Annotated in this window: 14 protein-coding genes; 6 read left to right on the top strand and 8 right to left on the bottom strand. The window is 66.4% G+C overall.

The features are described 5' to 3' along the window. Window positions 1-55: 55 nt before the first annotated feature. On the bottom strand, window positions 56-1138 hold the full coding sequence (locus LDO54_RS10310) for a lactonase family protein (protein WP_224010122.1): 1083 nt from the start codon (window positions 1136-1138) through the stop codon (window positions 56-58). 306 nt (window positions 1139-1444) lie between these two features. On the opposite strand from LDO54_RS10310, the gene LDO54_RS10305 reads away from it, so the two are divergent. Next, window positions 1445-2809, top strand: a complete 1365-nt coding sequence (locus LDO54_RS10305; RefSeq protein ID WP_224009863.1) for an MFS transporter — start codon at window positions 1445-1447, stop codon at window positions 2807-2809. A gap of 36 nt (window positions 2810-2845) precedes the next feature. On the opposite strand, the gene LDO54_RS10300 is transcribed toward LDO54_RS10305, so the two are convergent. The 4 genes from LDO54_RS10300 to LDO54_RS10285 form a co-directional block, all read right to left on the bottom strand. After that, a complete protein-coding gene (locus LDO54_RS10300; RefSeq protein WP_224009861.1) occupies window positions 2846-4180 on the bottom strand; it encodes an RNA polymerase sigma factor in 1335 nt (444 codons plus the stop codon). Continuing rightward, window positions 4177-4599, bottom strand: a complete 423-nt coding sequence (locus LDO54_RS10295; RefSeq protein ID WP_224009859.1) for a VOC family protein — start codon at window positions 4597-4599, stop codon at window positions 4177-4179. The genes LDO54_RS10300 and LDO54_RS10295 overlap by 4 nt, the downstream gene beginning before the upstream one ends. A gap of 39 nt (window positions 4600-4638) precedes the next feature. Further along, window positions 4639-5070 carry a YciI family protein gene (locus LDO54_RS10290; RefSeq protein WP_224009857.1) on the bottom strand — a complete coding sequence of 144 codons (432 nt, stop codon included), beginning with the start codon at window positions 5068-5070 and terminating at the stop codon, window positions 4639-4641. Between the two features lie 147 nt (window positions 5071-5217). Continuing rightward, the gene (locus tag LDO54_RS10285; RefSeq protein WP_224009855.1) at window positions 5218-5571 is read right to left on the bottom strand and encodes a YciI family protein; all 354 of its coding nucleotides are present in this window, start codon (window positions 5569-5571) and stop codon (window positions 5218-5220) included. A gap of 344 nt (window positions 5572-5915) precedes the next feature. Here LDO54_RS10285 and LDO54_RS10280 point away from each other — a divergent pair, with 344 nt between their 5' ends. The 4 genes from LDO54_RS10280 to LDO54_RS10265 all read left to right on the top strand — a co-directional run bounded on the left by LDO54_RS10280 (window position 5916) and on the right by LDO54_RS10265 (window position 10846). Further along, complete coding sequence (locus LDO54_RS10280) at window positions 5916-7178, top strand: ROK family transcriptional regulator (RefSeq protein ID WP_224009853.1); 1263 nt, start codon at window positions 5916-5918, stop codon at window positions 7176-7178. After that, entirely contained in the window at window positions 7165-8718 is a 1554-nt protein-coding gene (locus LDO54_RS10275) for a sugar ABC transporter ATP-binding protein (protein WP_224009851.1), read from the top strand. The genes LDO54_RS10280 and LDO54_RS10275 overlap by 14 nt, the downstream gene beginning before the upstream one ends. Window positions 8719-8774: 56 nt before the next feature. Continuing rightward, a complete protein-coding gene (locus tag LDO54_RS10270; protein ID WP_415774525.1) occupies window positions 8775-9809 on the top strand; it encodes an ABC transporter permease subunit in 1035 nt (344 codons plus the stop codon). Between the two features lie 77 nt (window positions 9810-9886). Beyond that, window positions 9887-10846 (top strand): ABC transporter substrate-binding protein, encoded by a 960-nt coding sequence (locus LDO54_RS10265; protein WP_224009849.1) that lies wholly within the window; start codon window positions 9887-9889, stop codon window positions 10844-10846. A 76-nt stretch (window positions 10847-10922) separates the two neighbouring features. Here the strand turns inward: LDO54_RS10265 and LDO54_RS10260 are convergent, their stop codons facing one another. The 3 genes from LDO54_RS10260 to LDO54_RS10250 form a co-directional block, all read right to left on the bottom strand. Beyond that, window positions 10923-12599: an EAL domain-containing protein gene (locus tag LDO54_RS10260; RefSeq protein WP_224009847.1), complete on the bottom strand. Its 1677-nt coding sequence runs from the start codon at window positions 12597-12599 to the stop codon at window positions 10923-10925. A gap of 145 nt (window positions 12600-12744) precedes the next feature. Beyond that, entirely contained in the window at window positions 12745-14739 is a 1995-nt protein-coding gene (locus LDO54_RS10255; protein WP_224009845.1) for a sensor domain-containing diguanylate cyclase, read from the bottom strand. Window positions 14740-14953: 214 nt separating this feature from the next. Further along, on the bottom strand, window positions 14954-16105 hold the full coding sequence (locus tag LDO54_RS10250) for a transporter (RefSeq protein ID WP_224009843.1): 1152 nt from the start codon (window positions 16103-16105) through the stop codon (window positions 14954-14956). Window positions 16106-16391: 286 nt separating this feature from the next. On the opposite strand from LDO54_RS10250, the gene LDO54_RS10245 reads away from it, so the two are divergent. After that, window positions 16392-16754 carry a DUF4148 domain-containing protein gene (locus LDO54_RS10245; RefSeq protein ID WP_224009840.1) on the top strand — a complete coding sequence of 121 codons (363 nt, stop codon included), beginning with the start codon at window positions 16392-16394 and terminating at the stop codon, window positions 16752-16754. Window position 16755: the final 1 nt, after the last annotated feature.

Below are 16755 nucleotides of genomic sequence, written 5' to 3'. Positions count from 1 at the left end.
CGTCCGCGCACGAAAACCGGCGCGGACGCAGCGCATTCAACGCGCGCCGGCTGCGTTACTCGTTCGACCCCGTGTAACGCACCACTTCCACCCAGTTCGCGCCCTTACCCACCGGCACCTGCCCCGTCTCTTCGAGCGCGCCCGTTTTCGCGTCGATGCGGTACACGCTCATCTGCGGCGACAACTGGCCGACCGCGAACAGCCAGCGCCCGGACGGATCGATATTGAAGCCGCGCGGCTGCTTCTGCGTGGCATAGGTGCCGATGCGCGCGAGCTTGCCCGTGGCGCGATCGACGCGATACGCACCCAGCGTGCTCGACGTGCGCTCCGACGTATAGAGGAATTGCCCATCGGGCGTCAGATGCAGATCGGCGCCCCACGGTTTGTCGCCGTGAAAATCGGCGGGCAGGATCGAAATGGTCTGGATCGGCTTGACCGTATCGTGCGTGCGGTCGAACGCGAGCACGTGCAGCTTGCCGTCGAGTTCGTCGATCAGATAGACGAAGCGGCTGTCCGACGAAAACACGAAATGGCGCGGGCCCGACTTTTCGGGCAGCGCATATGCGGGCGCGGCATCCTCGGTCAATTGGCCCGTGGCGGCATCGAAGCGCAGACGCAGCCACGCGTCGGAACCCAGCACGGACGCGAACGCGTAACGGTTGTCCGCCGAGGTGCGGATCGCGTGCGCCATCGGCCCGGTCTTGATGGTCTGCTGCACGTCGCCCGCCACACCGTTTTCGCCGATGCGGTTCACCGCGAGCTGGTTGCCGCCATACGAGGCCGAGAGCAGATAGCGCCCCGTCGCGTCGGTCGAGAGATAGGCCATGCTTTCGGCAAGCGGCGCGCGGCCGAGTTCGGCGAGCCGCCCGTCGAGCGGATTGATCGCGAAGCTCACCACGCGGTACGGCTGCGAGCGCAGACCGGCGTACAGACGGCGATGATCGGGCGAGAACGTCATCGGCATGACCGTGCCGCCGACCGGCACCGTCTCGACCGCCGCGAGCGTGCCCGCGCTTTCGTCGACGCGGAACACCGAAATGTCCTGGCTATCGGCATTCGAGACATACACGAAGGTCGCCGCGTGCGCCGCAACCGCGCTCGCGATGCCCAGCACCGCGCCCATCATCCCTTGCACCATTTTCTTCCTGTTCAAATTCGCCTCCCCGGGCTTTCGTAGTCAGGGGCGCCGCTGTTAACATCTCGATCGCGGCGCCCGTCATGTTGTCGAACAACTTGGCGAACAATTCCATACTCGCGCGGCGCGCTCAATACCACGTTTACCCTGAATTCTAGCGAAACATGCGTCGAGACGATTGCTCCGCCGCCGTAAGACATTGTAGGATGCCTTCTGACAAGTTGGTTCGATGTCTGACAACTCGGGCCACTCGGAGACATTCCGCGGAAACGCTCACCCGTTCCTCCGCGCACGAACCAAGGTGAACCCATGCCGTTGAGCCGTACCGCCAGCCCGGCCGCCAGCGCAGCCGATGCCGCGAGCCGCACGAAAGTCCGCTACGTCATCCTTGCGCTGATCTTCGTCATCACCACCCTCAACTACGCGGATCGCGCGACGCTCTCGGTCACCGGCTCGGCCATGCGCGCGGAGTTCGGCTTCGACGCCATCCGCATGGGCTATATCTTCTCGGCGTTCAGCTGGGCCTATGTGCTCTCGCAGCTGCCCGCGGGCTGGATTCTCGACCGCTTCGGCGCGCGCCGCGTCTACGCCACCAGCATCTTCCTGTGGTCGCTGTTCACGCTGCTGCAAAGCACGATTGGCGTGCTCGGCAGCACGGCGGCGGCCGTCACGGCGCTGTTCGCGCTGCGCTTCGTGATGGGCGCGGCCGAAGCGCCCGCCTTCCCGGCCAACGCGAAAGTGGTGGCGAGCTGGTTCCCGACCCAGGAGCGCGGCACGGCGTCGGCGATCTTCAATTCGGCGCAGTATTTCGCGGCCGTCGTCTTCACACCGCTGATGGCCTGGGTCACGCACGCCTACGGCTGGCATCACGTCTATCTGATGATGGGCGTGGCCGGTCTCGCGCTGGCCTTCGTCTGGCTCAAGGTCATGAAGAATCCGGCCAACCATCCGGGCGTGAATCCGCAGGAACTGGAGTACATCGAACAAGGCGGCGGCCTCGTGAACGGCCATCAGCGCAAGTCGCGCGATGGCGGCGCTGTGCAGGCGAAGGGCAACGGCTGGCGCATCATGCGTCAACTGCTCTCGAACCGCATGCTGCTGGGCGTGTATCTCGCGCAGTACTGCATCAACGTGATCACGTACTTCTTCCTGACGTGGTTCCCGATCTACCTCGTGCAGGCGCGCGGCATGACGATCCTGCAAGCGGGCCTCGTGGCGTCGCTGCCCGCGATCTGCGGCTTTCTCGGCGGCGTGCTGGGCGGCGTGATCTCCGATTCGCTGATCCGCGCGGGCTGCTCGCTCACCCTCGCGCGCAAGGCGCCGATCGTCGGCGGCATGGCGCTCTCGGCGTGCATCGTCGGCTGCAATTACGTGCACAGCGACTGGCTCGTGGTCCTGCTGATGTCGCTCGCGTTTTTCGGCAAGGGCATTGGCGCGCTGGGCTGGGCCGTGGTCGCCGACACCGCGCCGAAGGAAGCCATCGGCCTCTCGGGCTCGATCTTCAACATGTTCGGCAACGTGGCCGGCATCGTCACGCCGATCGCGATCGGCTACCTCGTGGCGAAGACCGGTTCGTTCGACAGCGCGCTGGCCTTCGTGGGCGTGAACGCGCTGATCACCGTGATCAGCTATCTCGTGATCGTGAAAGAGATCAAGCGCGTCGAGCTGGTTTGAACGCGCTTCCCGTGACGATCGTGACGATCAGGACGATCAAGAAAGCCGCGCCGCGCGCGCAAGCAGCACTTCGCGGTCGCGCGCGTTCTGCGTGAGCGCGGCGGCGCGTTCGAATTCGGCGCGGGCTTCGGGCCTGCGTCCGAGCTTGTCGAGCAGATCGCCGCGCGCGGCGGGCAGCCACGGATACTGCTGAAGCACGGCTTCGCCGCACAACCCATCGACGATATCGAGCGCCGCCTGCGGACCCTGCGCCATGCCCACGGCCACCGCGCGATTGAGCCGCACGATGGGCGACGCGTCGATCAGCAACAACGCATCGTAAATGCCGACGATGCGCGCCCAGTCGGTTTGCGCCGCGCTCGGCGCGCGCGCGTGGCACGCGGCCAGCGCGGCCTGCAACACATACGGACCCACCGCCCCGCCGTCGAAGCGCCGCGCGCATTGCTCGGCGCGCACGAGCGCCGCGAAGCCGCGGCGGATCAGCAAAGCGTCCCAGCGGCTGCGGTCCTGATCGGCGAGCAACACCGCGCGGCCTTCGCGGTCGATACGCGCGGGCAGACGCGACGCCTGCAATTCCATCAAGGCGGCAAGGCCGTGCGCTTCGGCGTCGTCGGGCGCGAGTTCGGCGAGCATGCGCGCGAGACGCAACGCTTCCTCGCAGAGCGCGGGACGCATCCAGTGCGCGCCCGACGTGGCCGCATAGCCTTCGTTGAAGATCAGATAAATCACTTCGAGCACCGAGGCGAGACGCGGCGCGCGCGCCGCCGCGTCGGGCACCTCGAACGGCACGCGCGCCTGCGCGAGCGTGCGCTTCGCGCGCACGATGCGCTGCGCGACGGTCGCCTCCGGCACCAGAAACGCGCGCGCGATTTCGGCCGTGCTCAAGCCGCCAAGCAAACGCAGCGTGAGCGCGACGCGCGCCTCGCGCGCCAGCACCGGATGACACGCGACGAACACGAGGCGCAGCAGATCGTCGCCGATATCGTCGTTGCGCGCGGCTTCCAGGGCTTCGGCGATATCGGGCACGACATGCGCGCCGAGCGCATCGAGATCGGCACCCAGCGCGTCGTGCGCACGCGCGTGCGTGGCCGCGCGGCGCAGCCGGTCGAGTGCGCGATGTTTCGCGGCGGTCATGAGCCAGGCGCCCGGGTTCTCGGGGATGCCGCTCGCGGGCCAGCTTTCGAGCGCGGCGAGCAGCGCATCCTGCGCGATGTCTTCGGCGAGTCCCACGTCGCGCACGATGCGCGCGGCGTGGGCGATCACCTTCGCGGACTCGATGCGCCACACGGCCGCAATGGCGCGGCGCGTGGCGTCACGGACGTCGTCGCCGCTGTCGTCGCCGGCCGGCTCGAAACGCGTATCGCACGTCACGAGCCGTGCGCGCCCTTCTCGACCATTTCGGGCGACATCCACATCAGTTCCCAGATATGGCCGTCGGGGTCTTCGAAGCTGCGGCCATACATGGCGTCACCGTATTCGGTGGGCGGCCGCTTCGACGTGCCGCCCGCCGCGAGCGCCTTGTCGGTCAGCGTGTTCACTTCGTCGCGCGACTCGCACGACAGGCAGACCAGCACTTCGGTCTGCTCGCGCGCGTCGACCAGCGGTTTATCGGTGAAGCCGCGCATGAAGTCGGGCGTCAGCAGCATCGCGAAGATGTTCTCGCCGATCACCATGCAGGCCGCCTGCTCGTTGGTGAATTTCGGCTCGAACGTGAAGCCGACCTGGCCGAAGAAGTCCATCGAGCGCTTCAAATCGCGCACGCCCAGATTGACGAAGATGTGCTTGTGCATGATCGTGTCCTGTGAGGTTTGAGTGCGTTTGAACAGGCCTTAATTCGACGATGAAGCGTTGCGCTCGGCTTCGAGTTTGCGAAAGCGCTCGATCTCGGCGGAAGGTTCGAAGTCCTCCAGTTCGTAGAGCTGACGCACTTCGATCGCGCCGTCGATCTGCTTGCCGAACGGCGCCGGAAAACGGCGCGCCCATTCGAGCGCTTCGTCGCGCGTGCGCACCTGAATCAGTGTGTAGCCCGCGATCAATTCCTTGGTTTCCGCAAACGGGCCGTCGACGACGGTCGGCTTGCCGTCGTGGTAATGCACGCGAAAGCCGCGCGAACTCGGCTGCAAGCCGGACGCGTCGAGCAGCACGCCCGCCTTCGCCAGTGCCTCGTGATAACTCGCCATCGCGGCGAAAAGAGATTCGTCGGGCTGCATCTCGCCCGATTCGCTCTGCGCGTTCGCGCGCACCATGATCATGAATCGCATTGCGGGCTCCTGGTGTGGATCTTCGATTAGGATTGAAGCGGCATCGGATGACGCGCTCATCAAGACGACGCGCGAGGCGCGTGCAAATCGACAAGCCGCGATCACTTTTTTCGCGGCCTGGGGTAAGTCCCAGGCCACGCGCTTCATTCAACGAAAGCACGGCCCCGTTTCGCGCACTTCCACGCTCGCCCACTGCGCCGCCGGGCAATCGCGCGCGATCGCGAGCGCTTCTTCGCGCGTCGCGCAGTCGAGCAGAAAAAAGCCGCCTATCATTTCTTTGGCTTCTGCGAATGGGCCGTCGGTCACGCTCGACTGGCCTTCGCGCACCTGCACGCGCACGGCATGGGTATCGGAGAGCAGCGATTGCGCGTCGATCAGCACGCCGCGCGCGGCAAGGTCGTCGGCGAAACGCAGCATGCGCGCGTAGAGCGCCTCGCCTTCGGCGGGCGTGCGCGTGTCGCGCTGGCCGCGCGGCTCGGCGATGAGCAGCATGAATGCCATGGGTGACGTGTCTCCGCTAAGCGAGTCGGGGATGTTTGTCTGGAGCGGCGAAAGGCAACGAAAGGATAGCGCAGGAGAAGGCTTCCAACGGGCGCCCAACGCGACGCGCGATGCGCCGTGAATAGCAACCGATGCAGCAACCGATGCGCCGCAAAACCCAGACAAAAGCGACGCCGCGGCCCGACAAAGCCCATGCCCGCCCCGCGCCGGGATTTCCCCAGGCTGACACGGCGCAGAATCCGGCATTAAATAAATCAACTTGATTTATTTAGTCGCCGACGAAAGCAGCACACCCGTTCGGTCGGCAAGCATCGGCACCACCTCGACATTGACGGAGGAGACGCGTGAGAAGTCCGCATGTCGGTCAGGGCAGCAACTCGGCCAATGTCCGCCGCTTCAACGAGCGCCTGCTGCTGCAAGCGCTGCGGCGCGCCGGCGAGGCGTCGAAGGCCGACCTCGCGCGCCTCGCCAATCTCACCAGCACGGCGGTGGGCAGCATCATCACGTCGCTGATCGACAATGGTCTGATCGAAATGAGCGGCCGCCGCCTCGACGGCGGACGCGGCCAGCCCGCTTCGCTGCTGCGCCTCTCGCCGCGCGGCGCGTTCGCCATCGGCGTGCGTCTGGACCGGACCAATATCGAAACCGTGCTCGTCGACTTCGCGGGCCAGATGATCGGCCGCCGCTCGCACGACATGCTGCTGCCGCAACCCGCGCAAGCGCAGGAAATCGTGCAGCGCGACATCGCAGAATTATCAGGACTGCTGGACAAGGACGAGCGCCGCCGCCTCGCAGGCATCGGCGTGGCGCAGCCGTATAACCTCGGTAGCTGGCTGCGCGAACTGGGCCTGCCCGCCGACACCTTCCGCGTCTGGAGCGACGTCGATTTCGCGGCCGAACTGGGCCGCGCGACCGGCCTGCCCGTGTTCAGCGAAAACGACGGCAACGCCGCCGCCATCGCCGAAATCTTCTACGGCTGCGGGCGTCAGCGCGACGACTTCCTCTATCTGTTTCTCGGCCCGGCGATCGGCGGCGGCGTCGCCATCGACGGCGACTGCGTGCGCGGCCTGACCGGCAACGCGGGCGATTTCGCGGTGATGCCGGTGCCGCCGGGCAACCTGCCGTCGGCGCACAAACCCGAGGGCAAATGGGACATCCTGCTCTCGCGCGCCTCGCTGATCGCGCTGCGCCGCCATCTGCAATATTGCGGCGAGACCGTCGACAGCCGCGCCGATCTCGAAGCCTGCATCGCGCGCCAGCATCCGGCCGTGGAGGAATGGCTCGACGACTGCATCGACGCGCTCGCGCCCGCGCTGCGTTCCGCGCTCTGCGTGCTCGACGTGCCCGCCGTGGTGCTCGACGCCGACGTGGACGCGGGCCTGATCGACACGCTCATGCAGCGCCTGCGCGTGGCGGTCGCCGCCACCGCGCCCGAGGCGCGCGGCACGCCCGCGCTGGTGCGCGGCACCTTCGGCCCCGACGCGGGCGCGCTGGGCGCGGCCACGCTGCCGATGTTCTTCAACTTTTCGCCGCGTGCGGGCATCCTGATGGGCGCCGGCGCACAAACCAACGTACAAGCGCAGGAGGAGAGCCATGTCGAGCTCTGAAACGACGCCGCCGCTGCTGGAAATGCGCGGCATCAGCAAGACCTTTCCCGGCGTGCGCGCGCTCGATAACGTGCGCCTCTCGGTCTGGCCCGGCGAAGTGCATTCGCTGATGGGCGAAAACGGCGCGGGCAAATCCACGCTGATGAAGATTCTCTCGGGCGCGTATCAGGCCGATCCGGGCGGCGAAATTCTCATCGAAGGCCAGCCGGTGACGATCGACGGTCCGCTCGCCGCGCGCGAACTCGGCGTGGCCGTGATCTATCAGGAACTGAGCCTCGCGCCCAATCTCTCGGTCGCCGAAAACATCTATGCGGGCCGCGAACTGCGGCGCGGCAACTCGCGCTTCGGCATGGTCGATCGCGCGGCGATGGAGCGCGGCTGCGAGGACGTGCTGCAACGCCTCGGCGCCACGTTCGGCCCGACCACGCTGGTCGGCTCGCTCTCGATCGCCGAACGCCAGCTTGTGGAAATCGCGCGCGCCGTCCACACCGAAGCGCGCATCATCGTGATGGACGAACCCACCACGCCGCTCTCATCGCGCGAAACCGAGTTCCTTTTCAAGCTCATTCTGCAATTGCGCGAGGAAGGTCTCGCGATCATCTACATCAGCCATCGCATGGCCGAAATCTACGAGCTGTCCGATCGTGTTTCGGTGCTGCGCGACGGCAGCTACGTCGGCACGCTGATGCGCGACGCACTGAGCGCCGAGAGCCTCGTCGGCATGATGGTGGGCCGCGATATTTCGGGCTTCTACAAAAAGGCGCACGCGCCCTACGATCCGGGCAAGGCCGTGCTCACCGTGCGCGACGTCGCCGACGACAAGCGCGTGCGCGGCTGCAGCCTCGACCTGCATGCAGGCGAAGTGCTCGGCATCGCGGGGCTTGTGGGCGCGGGCCGCACGGAACTCGCGCGTCTGATCTTCGGCGCGGAACCGCGCGTGCGCGGCGAGATCGCCATCGACGGCAAGACGCTGCACGTGCATACGCCGCGCGACGCGATCAACGCGGGGCTCGTCTATCTGACCGAGGACCGCAAGCATCAGGGCCTCTTTCTCGACATGAGCGTGCGCGACAACATCAACGTGTCCGTGGCGGGCCGCGATGCGCGCTTCGGCGTGCTCGATCTCGCGCGCGGTTCGTCGCGTGCGAAGGAGTCGATCCGCGCGCTGACGATACGCGTGCCGAGCCCGCGTGTGAACGTGGGCGCGCTCTCGGGCGGCAATCAGCAGAAGGTGCTGCTTTCGCGTCTGCTCGAAACGAAGCCGCGCGTGCTGATCCTCGATGAACCGACGCGCGGCGTGGATATCGGCGCGAAGTCGGAGATCTACCGCATCATCAACGACCTCGCCAAAACCGGCGTGGGCATCATCGTGATTTCGAGCGAGCTGCCCGAAATCATCGGCGTGGCCGACCGCGTGCTCGTCATGCGCGAAGGCCAGTTCGCCGGAGAACTGGGCGGTTACACCGGCAAACCCATCAGCCAGGAAGCCATCATCGAACTCGCCACCGGCTCGCAAGGCGCGCTGGACGAAGCCGCGTAAGCGCCGCGCTCGACGCGCATCGCCACCGTCAAAGAGATATTGAGGAGCACGACATCATGAAAAGCATTCTTCCCCACCACCCGGTCGAGGCCACGTCCACCCAGGGCACGCAATCCACGCGCGGCCAGACCGTCGACGGCCATCGCGCCCGCATGAAGTCGATCATGCGTACGGCGGGCATGCTGCCCGTGCTGGTGCTCTTGTGCATCGGCTTCGGCCTGCTCAACGACGGCTTTTTCACGCTCGAAAACCTGTCGATCGTCACGCAGCAGGCGTCGATCAACATCGTGCTCGCAGCGGGCATGACCTTCGTGATTCTCACGGGCGGCATCGACCTTTCGGTGGGCTCGATTCTCGCCGCCTCCGCCGTGGCCGCGATGCTCGGCTCGACCATCGTCGGCTGGGGCTGGCTCGGCATTCCCGCCGCGCTCGGCGTGGGTCTCGGCTTCGGCCTCATCAACGGCGCGCTGATCTCGCTGCTGCGCCTGCCGCCCTTCATCGTCACGCTCGGCTCGCTGACCGCCGTGCGCGGCGTGGCGCGCCTGATGGGCCACGACACCACTCTCTTCAATCCGCAGCTCTCGTTTGCCTTCATCGGCAACGGCACGGTGCTCGGCGTGCCCTGGCTCGTGATCATCGCGCTCGTGGTGGTGGCCGCGTCGTGGTTCGTGCTGCGCCGCACGGTGCTCGGCCTGCATATCTACTCGGTGGGCGGCAACCCGGAAGCGGCGCGCCTCTCGGGCATCAAGGTGTGGGCGATCGAAATGTTCGTCTACGCGGCCTCGGGCCTGCTCGCGGGACTCGGCGCGGTGATGTCGGCGGCGCGCCTCTACGCCGCGAACGGCCTGCAACTCGGCCAGTCGTATGAACTCGATGCGATCGCCGCAGTGATTCTGGGCGGCACAAGCTTCGTGGGCGGCGTGGGCTCGATCGTCGGCACGCTGATCGGCGCGCTCATCATCGCGGTGCTCTCGAACGGCCTCGTGCTGCTCGGCGTCTCGGACATCTGGCAATACATCATCAAGGGCCTCGTGATCGTCGGCGCCGTGGCGCTCGACCGCTATCGCCAGCGCGGCTCGGCACGCACCTGATACATCGGTTTCCCCTGCAACACGCAGCACGCTGACATTACTCACGACATAACTCGAAGGCACCCTCAGGAGACGTCATGTTCAAGAAGAAAACCGCCGTTGCCGTCGCCGCTCGCGCCGTTGCCGCCCTCGCGCTCGGCTGCGCCCTGCAGGGCGCGCATGCCGCCGACAAGCAGCTGAAGTCGATCGGCGTCACCGTGGGATCGCTTGGCAATCCTTACTTCGTGACCATCGTGCAAGGCGCGGAAGCGAAGGCCAAACAGATCAATCCGAACGCGAAGGTCACGGCCGTGTCCGCCGACTACGATCTGAACAAGCAGTTCACGCAGATCGACAACTTCATCTCGGCGCACGTGGACATCATCCTGCTGAACGCCTCCGATCCCAAGGCGATCGAGCCCGTCGTGCGCAAGGCGCGCGCGGCCGGCATCGTGGTGATCGCCGTAGACGTGAGCGCCGCGGGCGCCGACGCCACCGTGCAGACCGACAACGTGAAAGCCGGCGCGATCTCCTGCGAATACCTCGCGAAGAAGATCAACGGCAAGGGCAACGTGATCATCGAAAACGGTCCGCAGGTCTCGGCGGTGATCGACCGCGTGAACGGCTGCAAGCAGGTGCTCGCGAAGTCGCCGGGCATCAAGATTCTCTCCGACGATCAGGACGGCAAGGGTTCGCGCGAAGGCGGCATGAACACGATGCAGGGCTATCTCACGCGCTTTCCGAAGCTCGACGGCGTGTTCACCATCAACGATCCGCAGGCGATCGGCACCGACCTCGCCGCGAAGCAGCTGCATCGCAGCAATATCGTGATCACCTCGGTGGACGGCGCGCCCGATATCGAAGCGGCGCTCAAGGGCGACACGCTCGTGCAGGCGTCCGCGAGCCAGGACCCGTGGAAGATGGCGCAAACCGCCGTGGAAGTGGGCTACGGCATCATGAACGGCAAGAAGCCCGCCGATCCGATGATCCAGATGACGCCCGCGCTGATCACGCGCGACAACGTCGGCAGCTACAAGGGCTGGACCTCGCCGCATTGATTCATGCGCTGAAGGTCAACACGCGAACGGGCGGCCTGTCGAGGCCGCCCGTTTTTTTACGCGCCTCAAAAGCGGTTCAGGTTTGCGCATGCGCGTGCGCCGCCGACGCGGGAAACGGCTCCATGCCGGGGCCGCGATACCAGTGCGCGAACGCGTCGGCGGGCATCGGCTTCGCGTAGAAAAAGCCCTGTATCCAGTGCGTTCCGCGCGCGCATAAATAATCGAATTGCGCCTGCGAAGCCACGCCTTCCGCGACGAGTTTCGCATCGAGACTGTGCGCGAGCCCGATGATGCTGTCGAGCACCACGGCACTGCGTTCCTGCGCGTCGATCGTCAGCACGAATCCGCGATCGATCTTCAGGATATCGAACGGAAATTTCTCCAGATACGACAGCGAGCAGAAACCGGTGCCGAAGTCGTCGATCGCCACGCGCACGCCTTCGCTGCGCAGCGCCACGAGATTGCGCTGCGCCACGTCGGTATTGCGCACCAGCGAACGCTCGGTGATTTCCAGCACGACCTCGATGCCGCGCCCGCCGATCGCGCGCGTGAAGGCGCGCACATCGGGCAGCAGCGCCTCGCTCGACAGATGCTCGGGCGCGAAGTTGATGCCGAGATGAAAACCCGGCAGCGTCGGCCATTTCATGACATCGCGCGCGATCAGCTTCAGCAGATGCTGGGTGAGCGGCACGATCACGTGTTCCTCTTCGGCGGCCTGGATGAACTCGTCGGGCCGCACCGTGCCGATGCCGGGACGCACCCAGCGCAGCAGCGCTTCCGCGCCCTCGCAACGGCCGCTGGCGACGCCGAACAGCGGCTGATATTCGACATGGAATTCGCCCGCGCGGATCCCGCGCAGTAGTTGCTCGCGACGCGAACGGCGGCTTTGCTGCACGCGATGCACGAGCCAGACGAGCAGCGCGGCGAGCACCGCCGTCCACGGCAGATAGCGCAGCAGCAGCAGGCGCCACGTCGCGTTCAGGCGTTCGGGCAGGCCTTGCAGACGCAGTTCGATCACGCTGCCGTCGAGCGTGCGGCGCACGTCGGCGAGCAAGGGCGCGGACTCCATCGGGCTGTCGTCGTTCGTCTCGCTGCTCGCGTGGTCAGCCGTTCCATTGGGAATTTCGTGCAGCGCCGGGCCGGTGCCCACGCGCAGCGTCGCCTGGCGAAACTCGGTATGCGGCGCGGCCGCGTGCAGCAGATCGAGCAGATATTGCGAGTCCACCACCGCCATCACCTTGCGCCCGCCCGACGCGCGCACGGCCACCAGCAGCGCGGCCCGGTTCGCCACCATCGGCGTGCCCGGCACGATCATCAGCCAGTCGCCGCGCGGCGCACGCGCGTTGCCGTTCATGAACGCCTCGATCGAGAACGACTGATTGCCGAACGCCGACGAACACGCCACGCGGTCGCCGTCGACGATGCTGAGCGTGCGGACGTAAGGCTGCATCGCGGCGGCAAGCGACAACTCGCGCGACAGCGTCTCGCAGGGCAAGGCCGCGTGCGGCGCGACCGAACGCGCCGCCTTGCGCGCCTGCTCGACGATCGCGATCACCTGATTGACGACGAAGTTCGAGGCCAGCGCGGCCTCGCTGCGCCCGATGCGCACGGCTTCGTAACGCGTCAGCAGCGCGCAGACCAGCAGCGGCAACGCGGCCGCGAGCGCAATCACGGCCGCGCGCGCGGCGAGCTTCGCCAGCCTCGCGAGCATGCTGGGTGCATCGGCGGAACGGGTGGACTGGAACAGCGGCACAGGCCTCTCCACCGCGCGCGCGGCTCGCCAGCGAGCCTGCGTGCGCGAAAAAGCGTGGATCTTGCCGGAACGTTACACCAAGGGACCGAATGAGGAGCGCACGATGGCACGCGGCGGTTGTGCGCGCAATCTCAGCAAGCGCCGCTCACGCGCATTCGATGCGGTTGCGGCCGCCCTTCTTGGCGCGATAGAGCGCCACGTCGCTGCGCGAGAGCGCGGCTTCGGCGGCGCTGTCGTCGGCGTTCATCTGCGTGATGCCGATGCTCACGGTCAGCGCGACCGGCCCTTCGGCGCTTTGCAGCGGCTCGGCGGCGATGCGGTCCTGAATGCGGCGCGCCACGCGGCTCGCGCCGTCGACATCGGCGCCGTCGAGCAGGATCGCAAACTCCTCGCCGCCGATACGCCCCGCCACGTCGCCCGCGCGCAGATGGCGGCGCAGGATCTCCGCGAAATGGCGCAGCGCGTCGTCGCCGACTGCGTGGCCGAAGCGGTCGTTGATCGACTTGAAGTGATCGAGATCGCACATCATGATCGCCGCCACACTGCCGACGTTGCTCATGCCGCTCATGCCCGTCACGCTGGCCGCGCTCGCAACGCGGCGCAGCAGCGCGAGCTTCGCCTCCACGCGCGCCATGAAATGACGCCGGTTCGCGAGCCGCGTGAGGCCGTCGGTGGTGGCGAACTCCTGCAATTCGGCTTCGATGCGCTTGCGCTCGGTGACGTCGGTGATAAAGCCATGCCACACGGTCGCGCCATCGGCGAGACGCTGCGGCTTCGCATCGCCCTGACGCCAGCGCAAGCCCTGTTGCGGCAGGCACACGCGGTATTCGAGGTGCCACGGCGCAAGCACGGCCGCCGACGCCTCGAACGAGGCGCGATATGCATCGAGATCGTCGGGATGCACGAGCGCTTCGATGCCGCTCGCGTCGGCGCCGACTTGCGCGGGCGTGAGTTCGTAAATCTCGGCGATGCCCGCGCTCGCATACGGAAACGACACGTGGCCGTCGCTCGCCTGATGACACTGGAACACGAGGCCCGGCACTTCGTTCGTGAGATTGGTGACGAGATTCACCGACTCGCGCAGACGCTCGGCCATTTCGCGCATCGACGTAATGTCGGTCGTGGTGCCGATCATGCGCAGCGCGCGGCCTTCGCTATCGCGCGCGGTGACCTTGCCGCGGCTGCAGATCCACTTGTAGCTGCCATCCTTGCAGCGGATGCGGTGCTCGACTTCGTAGTGCGCCGTGCGGCCTTCGAAGTGCGCCTGCATGGTCGCTTTCACGTAGTCGCGATCGTCGGGATGCAGGCGCAGGATGCTGTCTTCGATGCGATTGGTGACTTCGTCGTCCTCATAACCGAGCATCGCTTTCCAGCCCGTGGAATAGCGGATCTCGCCCGTCACGACGTCGCGGTCCCAGATGCCCGTGCCGCTGCCCGCGATCGCAAGCGCCAGCAGACGCTCGCGCGCGCGCAGCGCGTCGAATTCCTCGTACGAGCGCGGCCCCTGCTCCGCGAGCGTGGCGATCACGCGCGCGAAATCGTCGAGGCTCGCGCGCTCGGCGGCATGCAGTTCGCGCGGCGCATGATCGATCAGATAGAGCGTGCCCGGCGAGTCACCGTTTGTTCCGTTCGCTCCGTTCGCGCCCGCCAGCGGCCACGCGGCGACGAAGCGGAACGGCAGCGCGCTCGCGCGGTTCAGGCACGCTTGCCAGGCCGGATCGCTGTCAACATCGCTGACGACGATGGGACCGTTTGCGAAAGCGCCCGCTTGCGCGCGTCCGATACGTTCGACGCGTTGCAGTTCGAGCAGCGCTTCGCGCAACGACGCATCGACGCTCTCGCCCAGCCACGACGACTCGCGCGCGCCGGAGGCCGCATCGCCGGGCAGCACGCAGGCGGCGGCCACGTTGAAATGCCGCGCGATCACGCGCAACAAGGCGTCGAGCGGAGTTTCGTCGGAGGATTGCGGGGGCGCGTTCTTGTGCGCGCTCTTGTGCGCGGTTTTGTCCAATTCGTCGGCTGAATCGGCGTGCGGTCCGGCGCTCGATTCGTCGTATGTTTGCGGCGCGCGATGCGCGTGCACACTGCCGTCCGCCGTGGCGTGAACGCGTGCGTCGTCGCCCGTCTCGGGGGTGGACAAAGTCGCGGGTTCGGCGGATGGCGGAGGCACGGCCATGACGTCAATAGACTGGCTGGAGAGCGCTAAAAAAAGGGGCAAAACGGCATGGCGCCGCGTATCGAGCGCGTAGTATATAGCGTGGTTTTTTGACCGCTAGCCCCTGCGACGCGAAACGTGTCGCGCGTTGCGAATTACGCCACGGATTGCGCTACGAATGACGCTACGAATGACGCCGCTAGTTATCGCCGCGCCGCCGGAACACCCACCAGCCGAGCAGCGCCGTGAAGCTCGCGACCACCAGCACCATCAGCCAGAAACCGTGATGGTTTTCCGCGAGCGGAATGCCGCCCACGTTCATGCCGAAAAAGCCCGCGACGATGTTGATCGGCAACGCGAGCACGGTCACCAGCGTGAGCGTGAAAAGCGTGCGGTTGTTCTGTTCTTCGAGGCGCGCGGCGATCTCTTCCTGCAACAGCTTGATGCGCTCGACCAGCCCGGCCATGTCGCCGAGCACGAGCGAGAACTCTTCGGTCGCCTCGCGCAGATCCTGCACGTCGGGCGGTTGCAGCCAGCGCGGCGGACGCGCGAGCAGACGGAAAATCGAACCGGGCTCGGGCGCGAGCATGCGCTGCAATCGCACGAGAATACGCCGCATCGCGGCGAGTTCGTGACGGCTTTTCGAACTGCGCGAGGCGAGGAACTGGTCTTCGGCGCGGTCCACGTCGATGCTCGTGCGGCGCACGATTTCCACCATCAGGTCGGCCTGATCGCGCATCAGATGGATCAGCAGTTCGGCGGGCGAGCGGAACGTCTCGCCGTTGCGCACGTCGCCGCGCAAACGGTCGATCGAGCGCAGCGGCTTCATGCGCGCCGTCACCAGCAGGCGTTCGTGCGTATAGGACCAGAGCGTGGCGATCTGCGAAGGCGTGAGCTCGAAGTCGAACATCACGTCGTTGACGACCGCGAACAGCGCGCCGTCCATGTGCTCGATACGCGTGGAGTGCGAGCCTTCGACGAGCATTTCGAAAAAGCCATCGGGCAGGTCCAGATGCGAGCGCATCCACGAGGCGCTCGCGGCGTGCGCGAGATTGAAGTGCAGCCAGTAGAAGGCGCCGTCGTCGGCGGGGATCGGCTGGGCTTGCGCGGGCTCGGCTTGCGCCGACTCCGGTGAAGTCGGGGCGCAATCGGGCGTGAGCGCGTTGGCGTTGCGCCGGGCGGCCTCGGCCGCTTCGGCGGCTTCAGCCGCCTGGGCGCGCGCGTGCTGAAGCCCGCGCAGCACCTCGGCGCCCGTGACGGACTGGCCCGGCTGGCCGGGCGTGAAGCGGAATCCGCATATCAGGCCCGACATGTCGGCGCCATAAGTTGCAATGGACGAAGCGAGATCCATGGTCGTGTGGCCGTTTGATCGCCGCAAGCATGCCATACCGGTGCTTTCGCGGGCAAGCTCGCACGCGCGGTTCGACACAAAATCGTCATATTGGGCCGATGCCGGGCCGCCATCGCGCGTATCGGTTCGCCCGGGGCCGACAGGCGCCCCGCTTACATCGCTACACGAAGATACACACGCGCACGGAATAGCGCGGCGCGCCGTGTGTTCATCCTCATGCAGGCCGACATGAATCCACCACGATCGATTCCGGCCACGCAAACAATCTACTCATCAGGAGTTCGAAATGTCTATCCGCCGCGCCATGTTCGCCACCTTCATCGCTCTCGCTTCCGTGGGCGCCGCCGCTCAAGCCTCGGCACAGGGACTCACGCGCGAGGAAGTGCGCCAGCAGTTGATCGAGGCCGAAGCCAACGGCTCGCGCTTCGTCACCGATACGTCGTATCCCGATGTGAGCCCGGTGTTCGCGCATCAAGTGGCCGCGCAGCAACCGACGCAACAACGCGCGCAACAACGCGTCGCACAGACCCAGGCCGATCCCGCCGCGCAAAGCGGCATGGGCATGCCGATGCACGGCACGAGCGAGTCGGGCGCGCCGCAAGTGTGCGTCGGTCCGGCGAGCTTCTGCAATATCTACGCGGGAGGCTAAT

This window comes from Paraburkholderia tropica (assembly GCF_914484835.1).
GTDB lineage: Bacteria > Pseudomonadota > Gammaproteobacteria > Burkholderiales > Burkholderiaceae > Paraburkholderia > Paraburkholderia tropica_A.
Note: the sequence above shows the minus strand (reverse complement) of the source record. Positions and strands in the feature narration are given on the sequence as shown.

Coding starts and splice junctions, on each gene's coding strand:
- LDO54_RS10305 (WP_224009863.1), top strand. CDS start 1,445: ATGCCGTTGAGCCGTACCGCCAGCCCGGCCGCCAGCGCAGCCGATGCC.
- LDO54_RS10310 (WP_224010122.1), bottom strand. CDS start 1,138: ATGGTGCAAGGGATGATGGGCGCGGTGCTGGGCATCGCGAGCGCGGTT.
- LDO54_RS10295 (WP_224009859.1), bottom strand. CDS start 4,599: ATGCACAAGCACATCTTCGTCAATCTGGGCGTGCGCGATTTGAAGCGC.
- LDO54_RS10245 (WP_224009840.1), top strand. CDS start 16,392: ATGTCTATCCGCCGCGCCATGTTCGCCACCTTCATCGCTCTCGCTTCC.
- LDO54_RS10275 (WP_224009851.1), top strand. CDS start 7,165: ATGTCGAGCTCTGAAACGACGCCGCCGCTGCTGGAAATGCGCGGCATC.
- LDO54_RS10250 (WP_224009843.1), bottom strand. CDS start 16,105: ATGGATCTCGCTTCGTCCATTGCAACTTATGGCGCCGACATGTCGGGC.
- LDO54_RS10290 (WP_224009857.1), bottom strand. CDS start 5,070: ATGCGATTCATGATCATGGTGCGCGCGAACGCGCAGAGCGAATCGGGC.
- LDO54_RS10265 (WP_224009849.1), top strand. CDS start 9,887: ATGTTCAAGAAGAAAACCGCCGTTGCCGTCGCCGCTCGCGCCGTTGCC.
- LDO54_RS10285 (WP_224009855.1), bottom strand. CDS start 5,571: ATGGCATTCATGCTGCTCATCGCCGAGCCGCGCGGCCAGCGCGACACG.
- LDO54_RS10270 (WP_415774525.1), top strand. CDS start 8,775: ATGAAAAGCATTCTTCCCCACCACCCGGTCGAGGCCACGTCCACCCAG.